We start from the raw sequence: 19,411 nt of genomic DNA, 5'->3' as shown, positions 1-19,411 counted from the left end.
CAGCCAGTATGGTTTTTCAAGTCCTGAAATTGGGCTTTGTAATCCGCCAGGTTCCAGTCGGTAAAGCCGAATATCCTCCCGCCAACAGGATTGAAGGGATCCCCAGTGAGAATGACGTTCCGCGCATACCAGTAGATACAGGGAACAAGTAGGCAGACCACCGTCAATAGCAGGAATCGTGGCCTGCGTTCGTAAATAAGTAGTACCACGGCAAATACAGGCAAAAAACTTAACGCTTGGTATTTGGAACCGATGGCGATACCCATGAAAAATGCGGCGGCGGCAAGCCAGACCGGCTTGCTCCTGTTCTCAAGCCATAAATGAAATGCCGCACAAGATGCAAAGACGAAAAGGGTAACCCCCATATCGATGTATGCATTGTCAAAATCGCGACGTGACAGAAACAACCATATGATGGTCGCAACACAGGCAACAGTGTGATTGGCATGCTGCTTTCCAAGCTGATACAAAATTATTGCTACCAGCCAGCCAGCGCAGGCATGGATGAGATGCGGCAGAACGTCATCGCTAACCAGCAACGCGCCGGAGTAAAGCAGGTCGTAGTTGTACGGAAACCATGGATATCGTAGCCATTCATGTATGCCCAGATGACCGGTCAGTGCCCACTGCTTCGCGTGCGGAAGGTGATACATGACTTCATCCCACTCCATGGGTGGTCCAAGGGGCCTGAGCAACGTAGCGGCCACAAACAGCAGGACGACCAGCAAGCCTCGCTTCTCATTTGGAGTCAATGATTTCCAGGATAGGCAAAAGTCTTGTATCGGAGCAAAGCCGTATTCACGCAACTGCAGCATTGCTGCCAGAATGCCTGCTCCCGCAAATGCAGCAATCCAGATGACACGTAACTGGCCTGCAATAGCCAGCCACTGCAAGAAGCAAATGAACAGCGCCATTCCTGCTGTTATTGCCAACGCATGTTCCAGCCAGCTTCTACTCTTGTGAGAGTTAAGGGCTCGTTTCAAAGCCAGACTGCCACCGCCCCAGCTAGCGACGACAAAAGCCGAGAAAAACAGATAGTGCAAACCAACGAATACGATTTTTTGAATCATTTTTATGTGTCATCACGCCAAGTATTGGCGAGGGAATATGTAGAACGGAATACTACGGGCGATCCGCAGTATCTATCTGGCAAGACAGTGCGTCAATGCCGAACACCTGGAATGCTATCGAGATGATGAGAAGAAAATCAGGCTAATGTTTGACGATGAGCCGCAAACCGCACGGTAAACGTACTGCCCTTCTCCGGCTCAGATTCGATGGTCAGACCAGCGTCATGTCGCAGCAATACATGTTTGACGATGGCGAGACCAAGACCCGTTCCCTGCGTCTCGCGCGAACGGCTTTTGTCGACCCGGTAAAACCGTTCGGTCAGGCGCGCAATGTGTTCGGCGCTGATGCCAATGCCGTTGTCCTTGACGGAAAACTGCACACCGGCTTCGGTCTGTTTCCAGGCGATCTCGATACTCCCGCCTTCCGGTGTATACCGCACAGCGTTGGAAACCAGGTTACTGAATGCGCTGCGCAGCTCGTCGTTGCTACCCTGAATATCCGGTCCGTCTATCAACATCGAAATCTTATGGCGACCGCCGGACAGCGCTTTTGCCTCCTGCAGGATTTGCTCCAGAAGGTTGTGGATATTGACGTGCTCCGCCCGCACCGGATAGTCGATCGATTCCAGTCGTGTCAGTGTCAACATGTCCTCGACCAGATTCTGCATGCGCTCGCCCTGCTCGATCATCAGCTTCAGATGGGACATGCGCACCGATTGATCCAGGTCTGGCTGACTTTGAGCAATCTCAAGAAAACCGTTGATAACGGTCAGTGGTGTGCGCAACTCGTGCGAGGCATTGGCGATAAAATCGCGACGCATCATCTCGATGCGCTCCGATTCCGTTGCGTCGTGTGTCACCAGAATCTGCCGGCGATTTTCGAAAGGGATGATCTGCACGATCAACTTGCGGTCGCGCAGACTGAGCGTCAGCGGCTGGTCATAGCGACCGAGGATGATGTAGTCAATGAAATCCGGATTGCGAATCAGGTTGGTGACGCGCATGCCCTTGTCACGGCTATTGTTCAGCCCAAGATGTTTTTCCGCAGCGGGGTTGCACCACTCCAGGAACAGCACGTCATCCATGATGGCGACGCCGTCCGGCAACAGGCTCATTGCCTGGCGAAAGCGGGCCAGCCATTCGCTCAGGTCGGCGCGATTGCGCTCGTCGTCGCGACGCAGTTTGTACAGGCGTGAAAAAATATCGGTCCAGGCACCCCAGCCATCGGGCAGCTTCTCGCTTTCCGGATGATCAAGCCAACCGGAAAGCAAAAACAGGTAGTTGAGCTGAACGACGATCAGAACGATCAGGCAGATCAGGCCCGCTGCCAATCCCGCCACCGGACCGAAAAAATAACCGACGACCGCAGCGGCGATCAGGAAAAGGGATAACCGTAACGCAACGGGTACCCAGAACAGCAACTGAGGATTCATGGAGGCTTGTTCTGCTTATTTTTCAGAGAGCATATAGCCTACACTACGAACCGTCTTGATCAGATGTTCGGCTTCCTTCAGCGCCTTGCGGAGGCGCAGCACATGGACATCGACCGTGCGTTCCTCGATGACGACATGATCGCCCCAGACCTTGTCAAGCAACTGGTTGCGCGAGAACACGCGCTCCGGATGCGCGAGCAGGAACTTGAGCAGCTTGAATTCGGCGTGGCCGATATCGATCTTGTCGCCTTTCATCGTGACGCTGCAACTGACCGGATCGAGCGTGATGCTTCCGGCCGTCATCAGGGTCTGCGAATGTTCCGGCGTCTTGCGACGCAGCAGCGCATTGATGCGCGCCGTCAGCTCGCGCGGCGAGAATGGTTTGGTGACGTAATCGTCGGCACCGTTGTCGAGGCCGGCGATCTTGTCTTCTTCCATGCTCTTGGCGGTCAGCATGATGACAGGCAGTTCGTTGAACTGTCGATCGCTGCGGATGCGCGACAACAGTCGCAAGCCGCTTTGATCCGGCAACATCCAGTCGAGCAGAATCAGTTGCGGCAGGCGCTGCTGCAGGAAATCCCATGCATCGGCTGCGTTCTGCACGGATGCGACGTTCCAGCCCGCCCCCTTCAGCGTAAACGTCACCAGTTCGATGATGGGCAGTTCGTCTTCAACAATCAGTATTGTAGGTTTTTCAGCAGGCATATTTCAATTCAATTGGCAGTAGTGTCATCCAGATGCGAAACCGCGTAGTCCGTGTGACGGATGTCCTTGCCTTCGATAATATAAATCACGTATTCGGCGATGTTCTTTGCGTGGTCACCGACGCGCTCGATTGCCTTTGCGACCCACAAGGTATCCAGCGCGCTGGAAATGGTTCGCGGATCTTCCATCATGAAGGTAATCAGCATGCGCATGACCGAGCGGAATTCATGATCGACCAACTGGTCCTGCGCAATCAGCTTGATCGCCTGCTTGCCATCCAGGCGCGCAAATGCATCGAGTGCATCGTGCAACATATTACCCGCACTGGCTGCCATTACACGGATCGTTTCATAGTGGTTGATGGCGGTCACGCCGCGCTCACTGATGTTCTTTGCTGCACGTGCAATCTTGGACGATTCGTCGCCGATACGCTCCAGATCGGTAATGACCTTGATCGTAGCCATCACGGTACGCAGATCGTTGGCGGCCGGTTGACGTTTGACGATCAGGTGGCTGCATGCGTCGTCGAGCGAGACTTCGAGATTGTTGACGTTTTCATCGGCCTTGATGATCTGCTCGGCCTGCGCCACGTTGCCGCTACGGAAGGATGCAATCGCGTCCTGGAACTGGCTTTCGACAAGTCCGCCCATGAGCAAGACCTTGGAGCGGATGGTTTCCAGATCCATGTCGTACTGCTTGGAAGAGTGTTCGCCTGTCATGGTTTCTCCTGAATATTCGGTTGGTTGGTCGCTTGATATTGGTTTTCTTGATGACGGAATCAACCGAAGCGGCCGGTAATGTAATCCTGCGTATCTTTTTTCGCCGGGTTCATGAAGATCTGGTCGGTTTCGCCGAATTCGACGAGTTCGCCGAGATACATGTACGCCGTGTAATCGGAGCAGCGTGCTGCTTGCTGCATGTTGTGCGTGACGATCGCGATCGTGTAGTCGCCCTTCAGCTCGCTGATCAATTCCTCGATCTTGGCGGTCGAAATCGGATCCAGCGCCGAGGTCGGTTCGTCCAGCAGCAGCACGTCCGGCTTGACTGCCACGCCGCGTGCGATGCACAGACGTTGTTGCTGACCGCCGGACAACGACAGACCGCTCTTGTTCAGCTTGTCCTTGACCTCGGTCCAGAGCGCGGCCTTGTTCAACGCCCACTCGACGCGTTCGTCCATCTCCCCTTTCGGCAGGTTCTCGTACAGGCGCACACCGAAGGCGATGTTGTCGTAGATCGACATCGGGAACGGGGTCGGTTTCTGGAACACCATGCCGACCTTTGCGCGCAGCATGTTCACGTCCTGGCTTGCTTCCAGAATGTTCGCGCCGTGGTACATGATCTTGCCTTCGGCACGTTGACCCGGGTAGAGGTCGTACATGCGATTGAACGTACGCAGCAAGGTCGACTTGCCGCAACCGGACGGACCGATAAAGGCTGTGACCTTCTTGTCGTGAATATCCAGATTGATGTTCTTCAGGCCCTGGAAAGCACCGTAGTAAAAGTTGAGATTCTGGATCTCGAGAGTTTTCTTGTTGATCATGTCCATGGACGTTTGAGTAGTCATAGCGTTAGCCCGGAAGATTTCAGTTATTGATCTTTTGGTTGAACAACGAACGCGACAGGATGTTGAGCGCCAGTACGCTGAAAGTGATCAGCAGCGCGCCACCCCACGCCAGCGAACGCCAGTTGTCATACGGGCTCATTGCGAATTGATAGATCACGACCGGCAGATTGGCCATCGGCGCATTCATGTTCGCACTGTAAAACTGGTTGTTCAGTGCCGTGAACAACAACGGCGCCGTTTCCCCGGAAATACGCGCCACCGCCAGCAGCACGCCCGTGATCACGCCGGCCTTGACCGCACGCAGACGCACGAAGGTGGAAACGCGCCAGCGCGGTGCTCCCAGTGCAAACGCCGCTTCACGCAGGCTGGTTGGCACCATGCCAAGCATGTTGTCGGTGGTACGCACCACAACCGGAATTGCAATCAGCGAAATCGCAAAGCTGCCTGCCCAACCGGAAAAATGCTGCACGTTAGCGACGTAGATCGCATAGACGAACAAGCCGATCACGATCGACGGTGCCGACAGCATGATGTCGGTGACAAAGCGCGTGACCTTGGCGAACAGGCTGACTTCGCCGTATTCAGCCAGATAAACGCCGGCCAGAACACCGATCGGTGTACTGATCAGCGTTGCGGCGCCGACCATGAACAAACTGCCGACAATCGCATTCATCAACCCGCCGCCTTCGCTGCCCGGGGCCGGCGTCGTTTGCGTGAAGATGGAAAGGCTGATCGCATCCACGCCCTTGACCACCAGCGTGAACAGAATCCACATCAGGAAGAACAGTCCGAGAATCATCGCCAGGAACGACAACGAGATGCCGACGCGATGGATGAACATGCGTTTGCGATAAACGGAATTGCTTGCCAGAGGATTCACGAATGGGCCCTCTGCCACGTCGTTAGATGCATTCTTGGTTGCATTTTCAGTTACTGCAGTCATTTCGCACCCTCCTTGCGGGACATGCCCATCAGCATCAACTTGGCAGCCGACAGAACGATAAAGGTGATCACGAACAGGATCAGGCCGAGCGCAAACAGGGACGAAACGTGCAACGTCGTTTCGGCTTCGGCGAATTCGTTGGCGAGGGTCGAGGCAATACTGTTACCCGCGGAGAACAGCGACCACGACAACTTGTGCGCGTTGCCGATCACGAAGGTAATCGCCATTGTTTCGCCGAGCGCACGGCCCAGGCCGAGCATCACGCCGCCGACCACGCCGATGCGGGTATAAGGCAGCACGACCTTGCGCACGACCTCCCATTTGGTGCAGCCGAGCGCATAGGCCGATTCCTTCAATACCGGCGGCACGATTTCGAACACGTCGCGCATGACCGATGCAATGAACGGAATGATCATGACGGCGAGAATGATGCCGGCTGCCAGAATGCCGATGCCCATATGCGGGCCCTTGAACAGTTCGCCGATGATCGGCAGTTTGCCCAGCGTGGCCGCCAGTGCAGGCTGGATGTAATCGGAAAACAGCGGTGCGAAGACGAACAGCCCCCACATGCCGTAGATGATGCTTGGCACGCCGGCCAGCAATTCGACAGCCGTACCCAGCGGGCGCTTCAGCCAGGCCGGGCAGATTTCAGTCAGGAACAGTGCAATGCCGAAGCTGACCGGAAAAGCGATCAGCAACGCGAGAAACGAGGTAACCAGTGTGCCGACGATGGCAATCGCCGCGCCGTATTGATCGTTGACGGGATCCCATTCAACGCTGGTGATGAAAGGCAGACCGAATTCCTTCAATGCCGGCCACGCGCCGATCATCAGCGACGCGATGATGCCCAGCAGAACCAGCAACACGCTGAGAGCAAAGAGAAAGGTCAGTTTGTGAAAAAGAAAATCCTGCAATCGCTGCCGACGCATCGTGGCCATCAGCGATGCGCTGAAAGCACCGCCCTGGATCGGTTCGTCCTGGGCAACGATGGGAGCAGAGAGAGAAGTAGGACGTGCACTCATGGTTTTTCGCAATCAAATTGGGCCGGGCAAGGTGGAAGTCCTTGCGGATTCCTCATTGCGGCCGGCCCGTTACGTTAGTTACGTTAAACAGCTGTGAAAGACGCGATTACCAGACAGCCTTGCCGGAAGCATCCTTGATGCTGGATTTCCATGCATCCTGAACCAATTTCACGACTGGAGCAGGCATTGCAACGTAGTCCAGTTCGGTTGCCATTGCGCCACCGTTCTTGTACGACCAGTCGAAGAATTTCAGGACTTCCTTCGCACGCTCAGCCGACGCTTGCGATTTGTGCATCAGGATGAACGATGCGCCGGTGATCGGCCAGCTGGATTTGCCAGGCTGGTTGGTCAGCACGACTTCCATGCCTGGGGTTTTGTCCCATGCAGCACCGGCAGCTGCAGCCTTGAAGGTCGTGTCGTCAGGTTGAACGAAGTTGCCGTCACGGTTTTTCAACTGGGTGTGCGACAGTTTGTTCTTGTGTGCGTAAGCGTATTCGACATAACCAATCGAACCCTTGATACGCTGAACGTTGGCAGCGACGCCTTCGTTACCCTTGCCGCCTACGCCGACTGGCCATTTGACAGCCGTACCTGCACCGACTTCGGATTTGAAGTCAGCATTGGTTTGCGACAGGAAGTTCGTCCACAGGAACGACGTGCCCGATCCGTCGGAACGGTGAACGACGGTGATGTCTGTGTCCGGCAGTTTCACGCCCGGGTTGACTGCGGAGATTTTCGCGTCATTCCATTTGGTGATCTTGCCCAGGTAGATGCCGGCCAGAACGTCCGGGGTCATCTTCATCTCGCCTGGCTCAACGCCTTCCAGGTTGACGATAGGAACTACACCGCCCATGATGGCAGGGAATTGCATCAAACCGGCTTCTTCCAGATCTTCCTGCTTCAGCGGCATGTCGGATGCACCGAAATCGACGGTTTTTGCCTTGATTTGCTTGATGCCACCGCCGGAACCGATCGACTGATAGTTCAGACCGGTACCGGTTGCTGCTTTATATGCTTCCGCCCATTTCGAATAGATCGGATACGGGAAGGTTGCGCCGGCACCGGTAATATCTGCTGCCAGTGCGGAAGAGAATGTCATTGCCGCGCCTGCAGCGATAACAGCGGATTTGACCAAGAGATTCAATCGCATAACTGCTCCTTAAGTTAAAACTAACCAAACAAGACATGCGAGACTCTATCGAACAAATATGACAGCTTTATGACGCAGCAAAAATCGTGTCATAAATGCGAAAAACCGCCACTTTCCTGTCATTAAGTTGTCATAAACGACCACTAGACTCTGCGACATCTACCAATGAAAAAGTCCAGGAAAATGCTCAAGAAAGCCGCGCCCGAGGTCGTTCCGGCCCATGTTCCGCCGCAAAGCGCCATCTATTTGAATCGCGAGTTGTCGCAACTCGCCTTCAACCGCCGCGTGCTGGCACAGGCCGAAAATCCTCATATTCCGTTGCTGGAGCGCCTGAAATATTTGTGCATCGTCAGTAACAATCTGGACGAACTGTTCGAGGTCCGGATTGCCAGCCTGCTGGCCAACAACCATATGGAAGCCGAACCGGTCGAGGCGCCTGCCCTGTCGGCCGCGCTCGCCATCGCCGCCGCAGAATGCCACCGGATTGTCGAGCATCAATATCGTGTGCTGAATGAAAGCGTGTTGCCCCAACTGGCGAAAGAAGGCATCTATTTATTACGCGACCAGGACCGCAACGATGCGCAACGCGCCTGGGTCAAATCCTATTTCGAACGCGAAGTCCGGCCGCTGCTCACGCCGATCGGCCTCGATCCGGCGCATCCGTTCCCGCAGGTCGTCAACAAGAGTCTGAATTTCATCGTCGAACTGTCCGGCAAGGATGCATTCGGTCGCGGCACCGCCATTGCCATTTTGAAAGCACCACGCGTGTTGCCACGTGTGATCCAGTTGCCACCGGAACTGTCGAAGAACGGCACCGCGTTCTGCCTGCTGTCTTCCGTCATCCATGCCCATATCAACGATCTGTTCCCGGGTCGGGACGTGTTGGCCTACTCGCAGTTCCGCGTCACGCGCAACAGCGATCTGTGGGTGGATGAAGAAGAGGTCAAGAACCTGCGTCAGGCCCTGCAGGGTGAATTGCAAAGCCGTAATTTTGGTGTTGCGGTCCGACTGGAAGTCGCAAAGAACTGCCCGCAGCATCTATCCGATTTTTTGCTGCAGCAATTTTCGATCGACAAGAGCCGCCTGTATGCAGTCGACGGTCCGGTCAACATGGTGCGCCTGTCGGAAATGATCGACCACGCCAACAAGCCGGCGCTGCGCTTCCCGCCTTATTCGCCAACCTATCCGTCGCGGCTGGCGAATGTCGATCTGTTTGCCGCGATCCGCAAGCAGGACGTATTGCTGCATCATCCTTATCAATCATTCCAGCCGGTGCTGGAATTCGTTCGCAGCGCCGCACTCGACCCGGACGTGGTCGCCATCAAGCAGACCATCTATCGCACCGGCATGAACTCCGATCTGATGGAATCGTTGATCATCGCCGCGCAACGCGGCAAGGAAGTCACCGTCATCGTCGAATTGATGGCGCGCTTCGATGAAGAAGCCAACATCAACTGGGCCGATCGCCTGGAACGCGCCGGAGCGCAAGTCGTTTATGGTGTCGTCGGCCTGAAGACGCACGCCAAGCTGGCGCTGGTGATTCGTCGCGAAGAAGGTGCGTTCCGCTATTACGCGCATCTGGGCACCGGCAACTATCACCCGAGCACTACCAAGTTCTATACCGACTTCGGTCTGATGACGAGCAATCCGGCGCTCGCCACCGAGGTCAACGAGGTATTCATTCATCTGACCAGCCTGACCAAACCGAAGACGTTGAACCATTTGTGGCTCGCACCATTCGCGCTGCAGAAGGAATTCATCCGCGCCATTCGCAACGAAGCCAAAATTGCCAAGGCCGGTCGCCCGGGCCGCATCATCGCCAAGATGAATGCCTTGCTCGACGAGTCGGTCATTCGCGCGCTGTACGCCGCCTCCGCAGACGGCGTGAATATCGACCTGATCGTGCGCGGCGCCTGCGCATTGCGTCCGGGGGTGCCGGGTCTGTCGGAGAATATTCGCGTGCGTTCCATCGTCGGCCGTTTCCTCGAACACAGCCGTATCTATTACTTCCGCAACGATCTGGCGCATGACGTCTATCTGTCGAGCGCAGACTGGATGAACCGCAACCTGTTCCGACGCATCGAGGTCGCCTTTCCCGTACTCGATCCCGACCTGAAGAAACGCGTGATCAACGAAGGCCTGAACCCGTACCTGAAGGACAATACGAATGCGTGGGAACTCGATTCCAACGGCATCTACCACCGCCGCAAACCACGCGGCAAGATGGCTGCATTCGGCGCACAACAATACCTGATGCAACTTCTGGGAACCCCTGCGGAGTGATGACATGGAATTGATCCTGTGGCGACATGCAGAAGCGGAAATGGGTGAACCCGACGAGGGTCGCGCATTGACGGCCAAAGGTCACAAGCAGGCATCACGCATGGCCGAATGGCTGGACCACAATCTGCCCAACAGCTGCCGGATCATGGTCAGCCCGGCCACGCGCGCGGTCCAGACGGCAGAAGCGCTGAAGCGCAAGTTCAAGATCGTTCCCGACCTCGCTCCCGATTCGACCGCAGAGCGCATCCTTTCTGCCGCGCACTGGCCGGACAGCCGTGAACCGGTGCTGATCGTCGGTCACCAGCCAACGCTGGGCCAGGTTGCTTCCACCTTGCTGACCGGTTCGCCGCAAGACTGGACGATCCGCAAAGGCAATGTCTGGTGGATCGTGCGGCGCGAACGTGACGACACGCACGATCATTTCATTCGCTCGGTGATGGCGCCGGATCTGCTGGCGAAATAAGCTGCTGCGAAGCCACAGCAAATTCGTCGCAGTTTCCCGCAATTCTTCTTCGCACATAAAAAGAGCGGATGCTTTCGCAATCCGCCCTGTCTTTCCGCATGCGACGCCTGCCGGCAAAACCTTACGCGATCGACGACTGCACGACCGGCAACGGTCTGGCCTTGCGTACCGGATTCAAATGCCGTAGAAACTGTTGCGTCGCTTCTTCCCACGAATAACACAGGGCATGCTCGCGCACGGTCGAACGCTTCAGGTTCAACGCCTCGAAGCATGCCTGCGCCAGATCCTCGCCGAGAATGCCTGATTTGCCATGTGCCACGACATCGATTGGCCCTTCGACCGGGTAAGCCGCCACCGGCACGCCGCATGCCATCGCCTCGATCAGCACCAGGCCGAAGGTGTCGGTACGGCTCGGAAAAACGAACACATCGGCACAGTTGTAGTACGCCGGCAGTGCTTCATGCGGCTTGGCACCGAGAAAACGCACGTCAGGATACTTCGCTTCCAGTTCTTCGCGCATCGGCCCATCGCCGATCACCCATTTCGCGCCGGGCAAATCCATCTGCAGGAATGCCGCGATGTTTTTTTCAATCGCCACGCGTCCGACATAGAGATAAAGCGGACGCTTCAAGGTCGATTCCTCGCGCGGACCCGGCTTGAAGTGATTGGTATCCACGCCGCGACTCCACAGTACGACGTTGCGAAAGCCGCTCTCCTCCAGTGCATCTTGCATGCGCGGTGTCGGCACCATGATCGATTTGGACGGTCCGTGAAACCATTTCAGCCAGCGATAGGTAATCGCCAGCGGCAGGTGGAAACGCGCACGCAAGTATTCAGGGAAACGCGTGTGATAAGCGGTGGTGAAATCCAGCCCGTGATTCAGACAGTAGCGGCGCGCCGCCAGCCCCATCGGCCCTTCTGTCGCGATATGGATGCAATCCGGATCGAAATCCTCCAGCGCGGCCGCGATCCTGGCGTATGGTTTATAGGCGAGGCGGATTTCCGGATAGGTCGGACACGAATAAGTCCGCATGTCTTCCGGCGTCAGCATCAGCACGGCGTGGCCGTTGCTGCGCAACTGCTGGCGCGTGGCCTTCAGTGTGTTGACGACGCCATTGACTTGCGGCGCCCATGCATCCGTTACGATGGCGATACGCATAGATCCTCCATCTGTTCCCGTTTGGCCGAGTGTGCCGGCGAGACGATTTCCTGCCACGTCACCAGACGCAGTTCGCCGGAATGTTCTTCTACCAGTGCCGACAGGCTTTCGACCCAGTCGCCGTCGTTGCAGTAGAGAATGCCGTTGATGCTGCGAATCTCCGGCTTGTGGATATGGCCGCAGATCACGCCATCCAGACCACGTCGCTGCGCTTCTTCTGCCAGCGCGTTCTCGAATGACGAGATGTAGCTGACGGCGTTCTTGACCTTCAGTTTCAGATATTGCGACAGCGACCAGTACGGCAGGCCGGCACGCGCGCGCCAGCTGTTGAGCCATTGATTCCATTTCAGGATCATCGTGTACAGGTTGTCGCCGACGTAGGCGAGCCATTTCGCGCAGGCGATCACGCCATCGAAGCGGTCGCCGTGCAGCACCAGCATGCGCTTGCCTTGCGCCGTCACGTGGACGAGCTCGTCGCGCACACGAATGCCGCCGAAATCCAGATCGATGAACTGGCGCACCGCTTCATCGTGATTACCGGGAACGAAAACGACTTCCGTTCCCTTTTTCGCTTTTTTCAGAACGGTCTGCACAACGTCGTTGTGCGCCTGTTCCCAGTACCAGCGTCGTTTCAATTGCCAGCCGTCGATGATGTCCCCTACCAGATACAGCGTCTCGGATTCCGTCTTGCGGAGGAACTCGAGCAGACGTTGGGCCTGGCAGCCTGTCGTCCCTAAATGTACGTCGGAAATCCAGATGGTGCGGAAGCGGACCGGTTCGCGTTTTGCGCCCGGTTCTTCTGCGCGGATGAAATCTGCCGTCAAAAAGGGATCGCGTGGTTTCATGCTGGCTGGGCCTCCTTCAGGTAATGACGGGCATAGCGGCTGTCGAGTTTTGCGAGCGGCAGCATCATGAACAGATCGGCGCTATGGAAATCGGGATCCCACGCCGGTTCGCCGCAAATCCAGGCACCGCTGCGCAGGTAACCCTTGATCAGTGCAGGAACCGTCGCTTGGTGATTGATGCCGCGATCTTCCAGCGGGAATGGCAGGTGCGGCTTGACGCGGTATTCGGCAGGTGCCAGATTCGTTTCGGCAACCGAGCGATACAGCGCCGCGGCGTTATGTCCGCCGTCGGCCAGGCTGATGCTGGCGCAACCGATCAGGTACTCGCATTTTTCACGTTGCATGAAGGCCGCCAGACCGGCCCACAACATCATGATGACGGCACCGCTGCGATAGGCCGGGTCAATGCAGGCACGGCCGGCTTCGGCGATGCGATTGCGCAGGTGATGCAAACGACCGAGGTCGAATTCCTGTTCGGAGTAGAAACGGCCCGCCTTGCGCGCGCCTTGCGGGCTCAGAACACGGTACGTGCCGACAACTTTCAATGTCTGCGAATCGCGTACGATCAGGTGATCGCAGTACGTGTCGTATTCATCCTTGTCGAGACCTTCTGCGTTTGCCAGCGCGGACAAACCCATGGACTCGATAAACACCTTGTAACGCAAACGCTGAACTTCGCGTACTTCCTCCGATGTGCTGGCGAAACTTAACGTCAGTCGGGAAGAAGAAACGCTGGTGTCGGCGGAAGTCGTCAGTCGCTGCATGTTTTCGTCCTTGGTAGTGTGATGGACGAAGCGTAACGATTGATTACTTCCACAAAATGACAGGAGCATGTCAGTTTGATGACACTGCAACACATTAAAAAAGGCCGATGTCACACATCGGCCTTGATTATTCTGACTAAAAACAGGAGGAAACTGCTGTTTATTTATCCTTCTTTGGGCGACCTGCCTTGATCGGGGCCAGCGCATTGATCACGGTATTGAGTTTGCCCAATTCCATGTTGCGGATCAAGGCCACACCTGTACGCAGCAATTCGCTTTTCTTTACCGACACGCCGATTTTCAGGAACGCTTTTTTCACATCGCTCAATACCTGGTACTCGGCTTCCGGCATCGTGAAGCTGTCACGCACCAGTTTCGGCTTCTTGTTCTTTTCCTTCACTTCAGCCGGCTTGACTGGTTTTGACGCTTTCACCGGCGCCTTGGCTGCGGACTTCGGCACCGGCTTCTTCACAACTGTTTTTTTGGCAGCAGCCTTTTTGGTGGCCGGACGGTTTGCCGGCTTGGTCGCTGCAGATTTGGTCACGGCTTTCTTGGCCGCAGTCTTGACCACGGCCTTGGTTGCATTCTTCGTTGCGACTTTCTTTGTTGCGGCCTTTTTCGTGACGACCTTCTTGGCTGCCGGTTTGACGGCTGCAGCAGGTTTGGCCGCCGGATTCACCTTGACCGACGCGGTTGCCGCTTCTTTCCCGACAGACGGCTTGGCAGCCGATGCTGCATTACTTGCGTTGCTTGCGTTTTCCTTCGACACAGTCACCTCCTGTTAAATAAATCGTATAAATAATATATATAGTTTATTCATTTATTGCAAGAAGAGAACGCTGCACAGGTCGCATTTAAGCACTCATTCTCATCTTCGATTCATCAGCGCGTCATAATCGGCAAGCAGAATTGCGCTCCAATAGGACAACCGTGCGCATAGTCATGATATTCCGCTTTCTCTGCATCTTTTCCCTCGCATCGACCGCATTCCTGACGACGACACCCGCCTTCCCCGCCGACGAACCGGATACGATCGTGATCGGCCAGGCCATTGATCTTTCCAGCCCCAATGCTGCTGTTGGACGTGATTACGTCGCCGGCATCAAAACCTATTTCGACGCATTGAATGCCGCTGGCGGCATCAACGGCAAGCGTATCCGTTACGTCACACGCGACGATCAGGCATCGCCGCAGATCGCCGCCCGCGTCGCTACCGAACTGATCGAACGGGATCGGGCCGATTACCTGCTGGGAGGTGTCGGCGATAACGTGACGCAGGCGATCCTGAACGCACCCGCCTTCAAGCGCAGCAACATGCTGCTGTATGCACCGCTGGTCGACGCCAGGGAAGCAACCGGTTCGCGCATCCTGTTCTGGCGGCCTGATTATCTGCAGGAAGTGCGTCACATCCTGTCGCATTTCTCGCAACTTGGCATGAAGGATGTTGGCATCGTCTATCAGGATGGCGGATCGACGCGGCAGGCTTTCCAGGCTCTGTCTGCCGAACTGAAGGAGCGCAATCTGAAACTGACCGGCACGGTCCGCATCGGCAGCGACGAGAAACAGAATGCGCAGGAAGCCGTACGGCTGGCCGCTGCCAGACCCGGCTTCGTGATCGTGATCGGCGACACAATCGGCACTGCGTTGTTCCTGAAGGAATTCCGCAAATCGGCGCCGCAAACCTTCGTCGCCGGCACGTCCTTGACCAATCTGGAGACACTGCGTGAACTGGCCGGCCCGCGTGCAGTGGAATGGACCGTCTTCTCGCAAGTCGTGCCGAACCCGAACAACAGCACAACCACACTGCAGTCCGAACACCTGAACATGATGAAGAAATACCGCGACGAGCCGCCGTCGGCATTGACGCTGGAAGGATTTGCAGTCGCCAGGACGCTGGCGCTGGCAATCAAGCGCGCCAAACGTCCAGGTACGGCGATGCAGGAATTAATGAAGCCCGGCGCGACGATCGATATTGGTGGTCTGACGATTGCCGCTTCGCCAAACAACCGCTTGTCCGGCTATGTCGATATCGCGCTGTTCAAGAAAGGCGCGCTGATGTTCTGATCAGTGTTGCTGCGGCTTGAAGCGAATGAAGCGATAAACATACACGGCAACTACTGTCAGTACTACCGCTTTTGATAACGGATCGACATATTCCTCAACCAGCTCGTATTGCGACTCCAGCAGAAAACCCGTCACCGCCAGCAGCGTGGTCCAGATCAACGAACCGATCGTCGAATACGCGAGGAAAGGCAGCATCGACATGCGAACGATGCCCGCCGGTACCGAAATCAGGGTGCGAATCGCCGGAATCAGGCGACCGAAAAAAACCGCCATTCCTTCGTGCCGCTCGAACCAGCTTGACGCCATGTCGATATCGCCGGGCGATACGGTCATCAAGCGACCAACGCGGCTCGCCATCCACTTCAAACGATCCTTGCCAAACAGCGCACCAGCGTAATACCACGGCAATGCACCGACCACGGAACCGGCAGTCCCGGACAGGATCACCAGCACGATATCCAGCTCACCGCGTGCCGCGACGAAGCCGGCCAGCGGCATGATCAGCTCGGATGGAATCGGCGGAAAAACGTTCTCTGCCAGCATCAGCAGGAAGATGCCAAGGTAGCCGCTCTGCGAAACGATATCGGTAATGCTGTCGAACAAGATGAACTCCGGGGAAGAAAGTGAGCGGCAAAAGATAGGCGACGCCACATTGTAATGCGGGTTGCACGCCGCATAACGTCAACGCCTGATTCAGAAGGCATTACGCCGCAAAGGTTCCGCACGCTTTACCGCCCACAACTTGTTGCTGCCGGGCATTGGCAGTCATTGGCGTACTTCAGCCAAGCAACCGTATCGAAAACTCGATATCGACTTCGCTCCAGGCGCCCCGCTCTTTCTCCATCCAGTAGGACAATGTCGGATGATCGCTGATCCAGTCGTTGCGCAACTCGAGCTCGATGCGACTCTTCATTTTCAGTCGCATATCTGCGGTATCCGCATTCACGCGGGCATGCATGAAGATCACGGCCAGCCGCAACGCAAGAATCGCCTTGATGAAATCGTCATCACCCAGCACCGGCTCGACCTTGCGCAGATTGCCCTTGTGCGCTAGCACCAGATAACCGAGCAGGCGCTGCTCGCGCGTCGTGAATCCCGACAGGTCGGCATTCTCGATCATGTACGCACCGTGCTTGTGGTAACCGCTGTGCGAAACCGCCTGCCCGATTTCATGCAGCAATCCGCTCCAGTACAGCAAGCGTGCGTAGCGGTCATCGGCCGGCTTGAGAACTGTATACAGATCGACCGACAATTGCGCTACGCGATCGGCACGCTTGCGATCGACGCGAAAGCGCTGCGCAAAATCGCGTACCGATTCTTCACGCCGATCACGCTTGGTTGCACGCAGATGCAGATCCCACAACACACCCATGCGCAATCCGGCCTCAATCGGCTTGATTGATTTGATGCCCAGCTCCTGCATCATCCCGATCAACGTCGCCAGACCGCCGGTGATGCTGGTTGCGCGATCCGCCTTCATGCCGGCCAGATCGATCCTGTCTGCACGGCCGAACTGGATCAACCGGCGCTTCAAGGCGTCCAGACTCTTCAGTGACAGGTCGCCGTCTCCCAGACCGTTCTTGCCGATTGCATCGGCAATTGCACGAATCGTACCGGACGAGCCATAGGCGTTTGCCCACAATTCCGGTTTGTATTGCGGCGCGGCGTCCTCGAAACGCGAACGCGCCGACAGGATGGCTGCATCGAACGCTTCAGCATCAATGCGCCCGTCAGGGAAAAAATTGATAGTTTGCGGCACGGTACCGATACTGAACGATTCAACCTGTTCGATTTCCGTCCCCTTGCCGAGGATCAGCTCGGTCGAGCCGCCACCGATATCCAGTACCAGGCGTCGCTCGTTCGATGGCAAGGTGCTGGCGACGCCCATGTAAATCAATCGGCCTTCTTCTTCACCGGAAATGATCTCGATCGGATATCCGATTGCCGCTTCCGCCATCGGCAAAAAGACTGACGCGTTCTTTGCGATGCGCATCGTGTTGGTCGCGACCACACGCACGGCGTTTAATGGATAGGTGCTGAGGATGGAATTGAAACGTGCCAGCGACTCGATCGCGCTGTCCATTGCCGCCGCGGTGAGATTGCCCTTGCTGTCCAAGCCACCGCCGAGACGTATCGGATCGCGCGCACTTTTGATGATGCGCATCGACTCGCCATCGTGTCGCCCAATGTGAAGGCGAAAACTGTTCGACCCCAAATCCACTGCTGCAAACATCTGATCCTTTCAAATCGCTTCAAGTCTCTCTTTGCACATGCCATGCAGATCAGTCCGCGCCGCTTGCAAAAAGTTCGTGACGATAATCCTGCATTGTGACCGGATGATGACTGGATAAGGACTGGATGATGCCAGCAAATATCGAGACGAAAAAATCCTGTATCGAAATGAGGAAATTATTTATACCATTTTAGAATAAGCACTGCCAAGCGCGACGATTGCAACGCGGCACGGACGCAACGCATTGCGATCGATGTTGACAGCGGTCATGAGCATGTGGATGCCGGCGATGCCATGCCAACGCACGGAATGTCTGCGAACGATACAAGATGCAACGTCCGCATTCACATGACGTCAGCCGAACTTGCGAACGGCATCCAGTGCAAGCCCGGCGCCGATGCTGCCGAACAGGTCGCCTTCGACACGGCGCGCGGATGGCAGCAGTGCGCCGATCTTTTCTCGCAGGAGACGCACGCCGCTGGAACCGCCGGTAAACACGACCGTATCGACATCATCGGCAGAAATCCCTGCATCCTGCAGAAGCGCCGAGACCGTATTTTCGATGGACGACACCAGCTTTTCGATCGCATGCTCGAAACCTTCACGCTGCAACAGCAATGACTCTGCAGGTTGCAAACGGTCCAGCAGCAATTCCATCTGCGTCTGCGACGACAAGGCAATCTTGCCCTCTTCCGCCTTCAATGCCAGCCAATGCCCGGAACGATGCTCGATCAAATTAAGCAGGCGATCGAGTTTTTCCTTGTCGCGCGCATCGCGATAGATGTCCTTGATCTGCAACCAGGTTTTTTGCGTGTACGCCAGATTGATCGTGTGCCAGGTCGCCAGGTTGAAGTAGTAACTGGATGGAATCTCCGCACCGTTGTTAAGCTGCGAGCCGAGGCCGAGCAACGGCATGATGCTGTTCAGGCTCAGGTATTTGTCGAAATCGGTGCCCCCAATGTGCACGCCCGCCGATGCCAGAATGTCGTTGCGGCGATCCACCTGCTTCGCGCGCTGGGGCGAAAGACGTACCAGCGAAAAATCCGAGGTACCACCGCCGATATCGGCGATCAGCACCAGCTCCTCGCGATCAAGTTGCGATTCATAGTCGAAGGCAGCGGCAATCGGTTCGTATTGAAAGTCGATGTCCGTGAAGCCGACCGACTGCGCAATTTCATACAGCGTGTCTTCGGCCAGCGTATCCGCCTCGTCGTTATCGTCAACGAAATGTACGGGGCGACCCATTACGGCGCTGGTGAATTCGCGTCCTGCCGCCGTTTCGGCACGATGCTTGAGCTCGCCGATGAACTGCGTCAACAGCGTGCGGAACGGCAATACCGTTCCCATCACTTCTGTTTGATCGTCGATCAGGCTGGTGCCGAGCAGACTCTTCAGCGACCGCATCAGGCGACCCTCGTAACCTTCAAGATAATTCGCCAGCGCAGCGCGTCCGTAGTAAACCTGTTCCTCGTCGGCGTTGAAAAAGACGACGGACGGCAACGTTACCTTGCCGTCTTCGAGCTGCAGTAATGGCGATTGCCCCGGCCGGCTCCAGCCGACGGTCGAGTTCGAGGTGCCGAAATCGACACCGCATGCATTTGGCATGGCTATTTCTATTGAGGGGAAAGGGCCACGATGATACGGCATTACGGAGAATGACGGCGAAAGCATAATGCCGGTCTAAATGAAAACGGGCTCGCAATGCTGGTGCAT

Annotated in this window: 18 protein-coding genes; 3 read left to right on the top strand and 15 right to left on the bottom strand. The window is 56.1% G+C overall.

Features of this window, described 5'->3' with window-relative positions; translation table 11 throughout:
- From VN114_RS04575 to pstS, 8 genes are all read right to left on the bottom strand, one after another.
- Nucleotides 1–1,070 (bottom strand): ArnT family glycosyltransferase (locus VN114_RS04575; protein ID WP_325512444.1); only part of this gene is annotated, 1,070 nt, incomplete at its 3' end.
- 137 nt (nt 1,071–1,207) lie between these two features.
- Nucleotides 1,208–2,503, bottom strand: a complete 1,296-nt coding sequence (phoR, locus tag VN114_RS04570) for a phosphate regulon sensor histidine kinase PhoR (RefSeq protein WP_325512442.1) — start codon at nt 2,501–2,503, stop codon at nt 1,208–1,210.
- A gap of 15 nt (nt 2,504–2,518) precedes the next feature.
- The gene (locus VN114_RS04565; RefSeq protein ID WP_325512440.1) at nt 2,519–3,208 is read right to left on the bottom strand and encodes a response regulator; all 690 of its coding nucleotides are present in this window, start codon (nt 3,206–3,208) and stop codon (nt 2,519–2,521) included.
- Nucleotides 3,209–3,216: 8 nt separating this feature from the next.
- On the bottom strand, nt 3,217–3,927 hold the full coding sequence (phoU, locus tag VN114_RS04560; protein ID WP_325512439.1) for a phosphate signaling complex protein PhoU: 711 nt from the start codon (nt 3,925–3,927) through the stop codon (nt 3,217–3,219).
- A 59-nt stretch (nt 3,928–3,986) separates the two neighbouring features.
- A complete protein-coding gene (gene pstB, locus VN114_RS04555; RefSeq protein ID WP_325512438.1) occupies nt 3,987–4,772 on the bottom strand; it encodes a phosphate ABC transporter ATP-binding protein PstB in 786 nt (261 codons plus the stop codon).
- 19 nt (nt 4,773–4,791) lie between these two features.
- Nucleotides 4,792–5,613, bottom strand: coding sequence for a phosphate ABC transporter permease PstA (gene pstA / locus VN114_RS04550; RefSeq protein WP_325512448.1), 822 nt, complete (start codon nt 5,611–5,613; stop codon nt 4,792–4,794).
- Between the two features lie 98 nt (nt 5,614–5,711).
- On the bottom strand, nt 5,712–6,653 hold the full coding sequence (pstC, locus tag VN114_RS04545; RefSeq protein ID WP_414694192.1) for a phosphate ABC transporter permease subunit PstC: 942 nt from the start codon (nt 6,651–6,653) through the stop codon (nt 5,712–5,714).
- A 190-nt stretch (nt 6,654–6,843) separates the two neighbouring features.
- Nucleotides 6,844–7,887, bottom strand: a complete 1,044-nt coding sequence (gene pstS / locus VN114_RS04540; protein WP_325512434.1) for a phosphate ABC transporter substrate-binding protein PstS — start codon at nt 7,885–7,887, stop codon at nt 6,844–6,846.
- 183 nt (nt 7,888–8,070) lie between these two features.
- Here pstS and ppk1 point away from each other — a divergent pair, with 183 nt between their 5' ends.
- Nucleotides 8,071–10,170: a polyphosphate kinase 1 gene (gene ppk1 / locus VN114_RS04535; protein ID WP_325512446.1), complete on the top strand. Its 2,100-nt coding sequence runs from the start codon at nt 8,071–8,073 to the stop codon at nt 10,168–10,170.
- Nucleotides 10,171–10,174: 4 nt separating this feature from the next.
- Complete coding sequence (gene sixA / locus VN114_RS04530) at nt 10,175–10,633, top strand: phosphohistidine phosphatase SixA (RefSeq protein ID WP_325512432.1); 459 nt, start codon at nt 10,175–10,177, stop codon at nt 10,631–10,633.
- A 121-nt stretch (nt 10,634–10,754) separates the two neighbouring features.
- On the opposite strand, the gene VN114_RS04525 is transcribed toward sixA, so the two are convergent.
- The 4 genes from VN114_RS04525 to VN114_RS04510 all read right to left on the bottom strand — a co-directional run bounded on the left by VN114_RS04525 (nt 10,755) and on the right by VN114_RS04510 (nt 14,170).
- Nucleotides 10,755–11,792 (bottom strand): glycosyltransferase family 1 protein, encoded by a 1,038-nt coding sequence (locus VN114_RS04525; RefSeq protein ID WP_325512430.1) that lies wholly within the window; start codon nt 11,790–11,792, stop codon nt 10,755–10,757.
- Entirely contained in the window at nt 11,774–12,637 is an 864-nt protein-coding gene (locus VN114_RS04520; protein ID WP_325512428.1) for a UDP-2,3-diacylglucosamine diphosphatase, read from the bottom strand. Before VN114_RS04520 ends, VN114_RS04525 begins: the two co-directional genes overlap by 19 nt.
- Nucleotides 12,634–13,401: a GNAT family N-acetyltransferase gene (locus VN114_RS04515; protein ID WP_325512427.1), complete on the bottom strand. Its 768-nt coding sequence runs from the start codon at nt 13,399–13,401 to the stop codon at nt 12,634–12,636. Before VN114_RS04515 ends, VN114_RS04520 begins: the two co-directional genes overlap by 4 nt.
- 160 nt (nt 13,402–13,561) lie before the next feature.
- Nucleotides 13,562–14,170 carry a hypothetical protein gene (locus tag VN114_RS04510; protein WP_325512425.1) on the bottom strand — a complete coding sequence of 203 codons (609 nt, stop codon included), beginning with the start codon at nt 14,168–14,170 and terminating at the stop codon, nt 13,562–13,564.
- Between the two features lie 161 nt (nt 14,171–14,331).
- Between VN114_RS04510 and VN114_RS04505 the strand changes: the two genes are divergently transcribed.
- Complete coding sequence (locus tag VN114_RS04505) at nt 14,332–15,465, top strand: ABC transporter substrate-binding protein (RefSeq protein WP_325512423.1); 1,134 nt, start codon at nt 14,332–14,334, stop codon at nt 15,463–15,465.
- On the opposite strand, the gene VN114_RS04500 is transcribed toward VN114_RS04505, so the two are convergent.
- The 3 genes from VN114_RS04500 to VN114_RS04490 form a co-directional block, all read right to left on the bottom strand.
- The gene (locus VN114_RS04500; protein ID WP_325512421.1) at nt 15,466–16,068 is read right to left on the bottom strand and encodes a DedA family protein; all 603 of its coding nucleotides are present in this window, start codon (nt 16,066–16,068) and stop codon (nt 15,466–15,468) included.
- Between the two features lie 175 nt (nt 16,069–16,243).
- The gene (locus VN114_RS04495) at nt 16,244–17,698 is read right to left on the bottom strand and encodes a Ppx/GppA phosphatase family protein (RefSeq protein WP_325512419.1); all 1,455 of its coding nucleotides are present in this window, start codon (nt 17,696–17,698) and stop codon (nt 16,244–16,246) included.
- A gap of 354 nt (nt 17,699–18,052) precedes the next feature.
- Nucleotides 18,053–19,303, bottom strand: coding sequence for an Hsp70 family protein (locus VN114_RS04490; protein WP_325512417.1), 1,251 nt, complete (start codon nt 19,301–19,303; stop codon nt 18,053–18,055).
- Nucleotides 19,304–19,411: the final 108 nt, after the last annotated feature.

The organism is Oxalicibacterium sp. (genome assembly GCF_035565035.1).
GTDB lineage: Bacteria > Pseudomonadota > Gammaproteobacteria > Burkholderiales > Burkholderiaceae_D > Oxalicibacterium.
This window is presented reverse-complemented; position numbering and strand designations above follow the sequence as displayed.

Coding starts and splice junctions, on each gene's coding strand:
- sixA (WP_325512432.1), top strand. CDS start 10,175: ATGGAATTGATCCTGTGGCGACATGCAGAAGCGGAAATGGGTGAACCC.
- VN114_RS04565 (WP_325512440.1), bottom strand. CDS start 3,208: ATGCCTGCTGAAAAACCTACAATACTGATTGTTGAAGACGAACTGCCC.
- phoR (WP_325512442.1), bottom strand. CDS start 2,503: ATGAATCCTCAGTTGCTGTTCTGGGTACCCGTTGCGTTACGGTTATCC.
- ppk1 (WP_325512446.1), top strand. CDS start 8,071: ATGCTCAAGAAAGCCGCGCCCGAGGTCGTTCCGGCCCATGTTCCGCCG.
- VN114_RS04490 (WP_325512417.1), bottom strand. CDS start 19,303: ATGCCAAATGCATGCGGTGTCGATTTCGGCACCTCGAACTCGACCGTC.
- VN114_RS04495 (WP_325512419.1), bottom strand. CDS start 17,698: ATGTTTGCAGCAGTGGATTTGGGGTCGAACAGTTTTCGCCTTCACATT.
- VN114_RS04525 (WP_325512430.1), bottom strand. CDS start 11,792: ATGCGTATCGCCATCGTAACGGATGCATGGGCGCCGCAAGTCAATGGC.
- pstS (WP_325512434.1), bottom strand. CDS start 7,887: ATGCGATTGAATCTCTTGGTCAAATCCGCTGTTATCGCTGCAGGCGCG.
- pstA (WP_325512448.1), bottom strand. CDS start 5,613: ATGTTCATCCATCGCGTCGGCATCTCGTTGTCGTTCCTGGCGATGATT.
- pstC (WP_414694192.1), bottom strand. CDS start 6,653: ATGGCCACGATGCGTCGGCAGCGATTGCAGGATTTTCTTTTTCACAAA.
- VN114_RS04520 (WP_325512428.1), bottom strand. CDS start 12,637: ATGAAACCACGCGATCCCTTTTTGACGGCAGATTTCATCCGCGCAGAA.
- VN114_RS04515 (WP_325512427.1), bottom strand. CDS start 13,401: ATGCAGCGACTGACGACTTCCGCCGACACCAGCGTTTCTTCTTCCCGA.
- phoU (WP_325512439.1), bottom strand. CDS start 3,927: ATGACAGGCGAACACTCTTCCAAGCAGTACGACATGGATCTGGAAACC.
- pstB (WP_325512438.1), bottom strand. CDS start 4,772: ATGACTACTCAAACGTCCATGGACATGATCAACAAGAAAACTCTCGAG.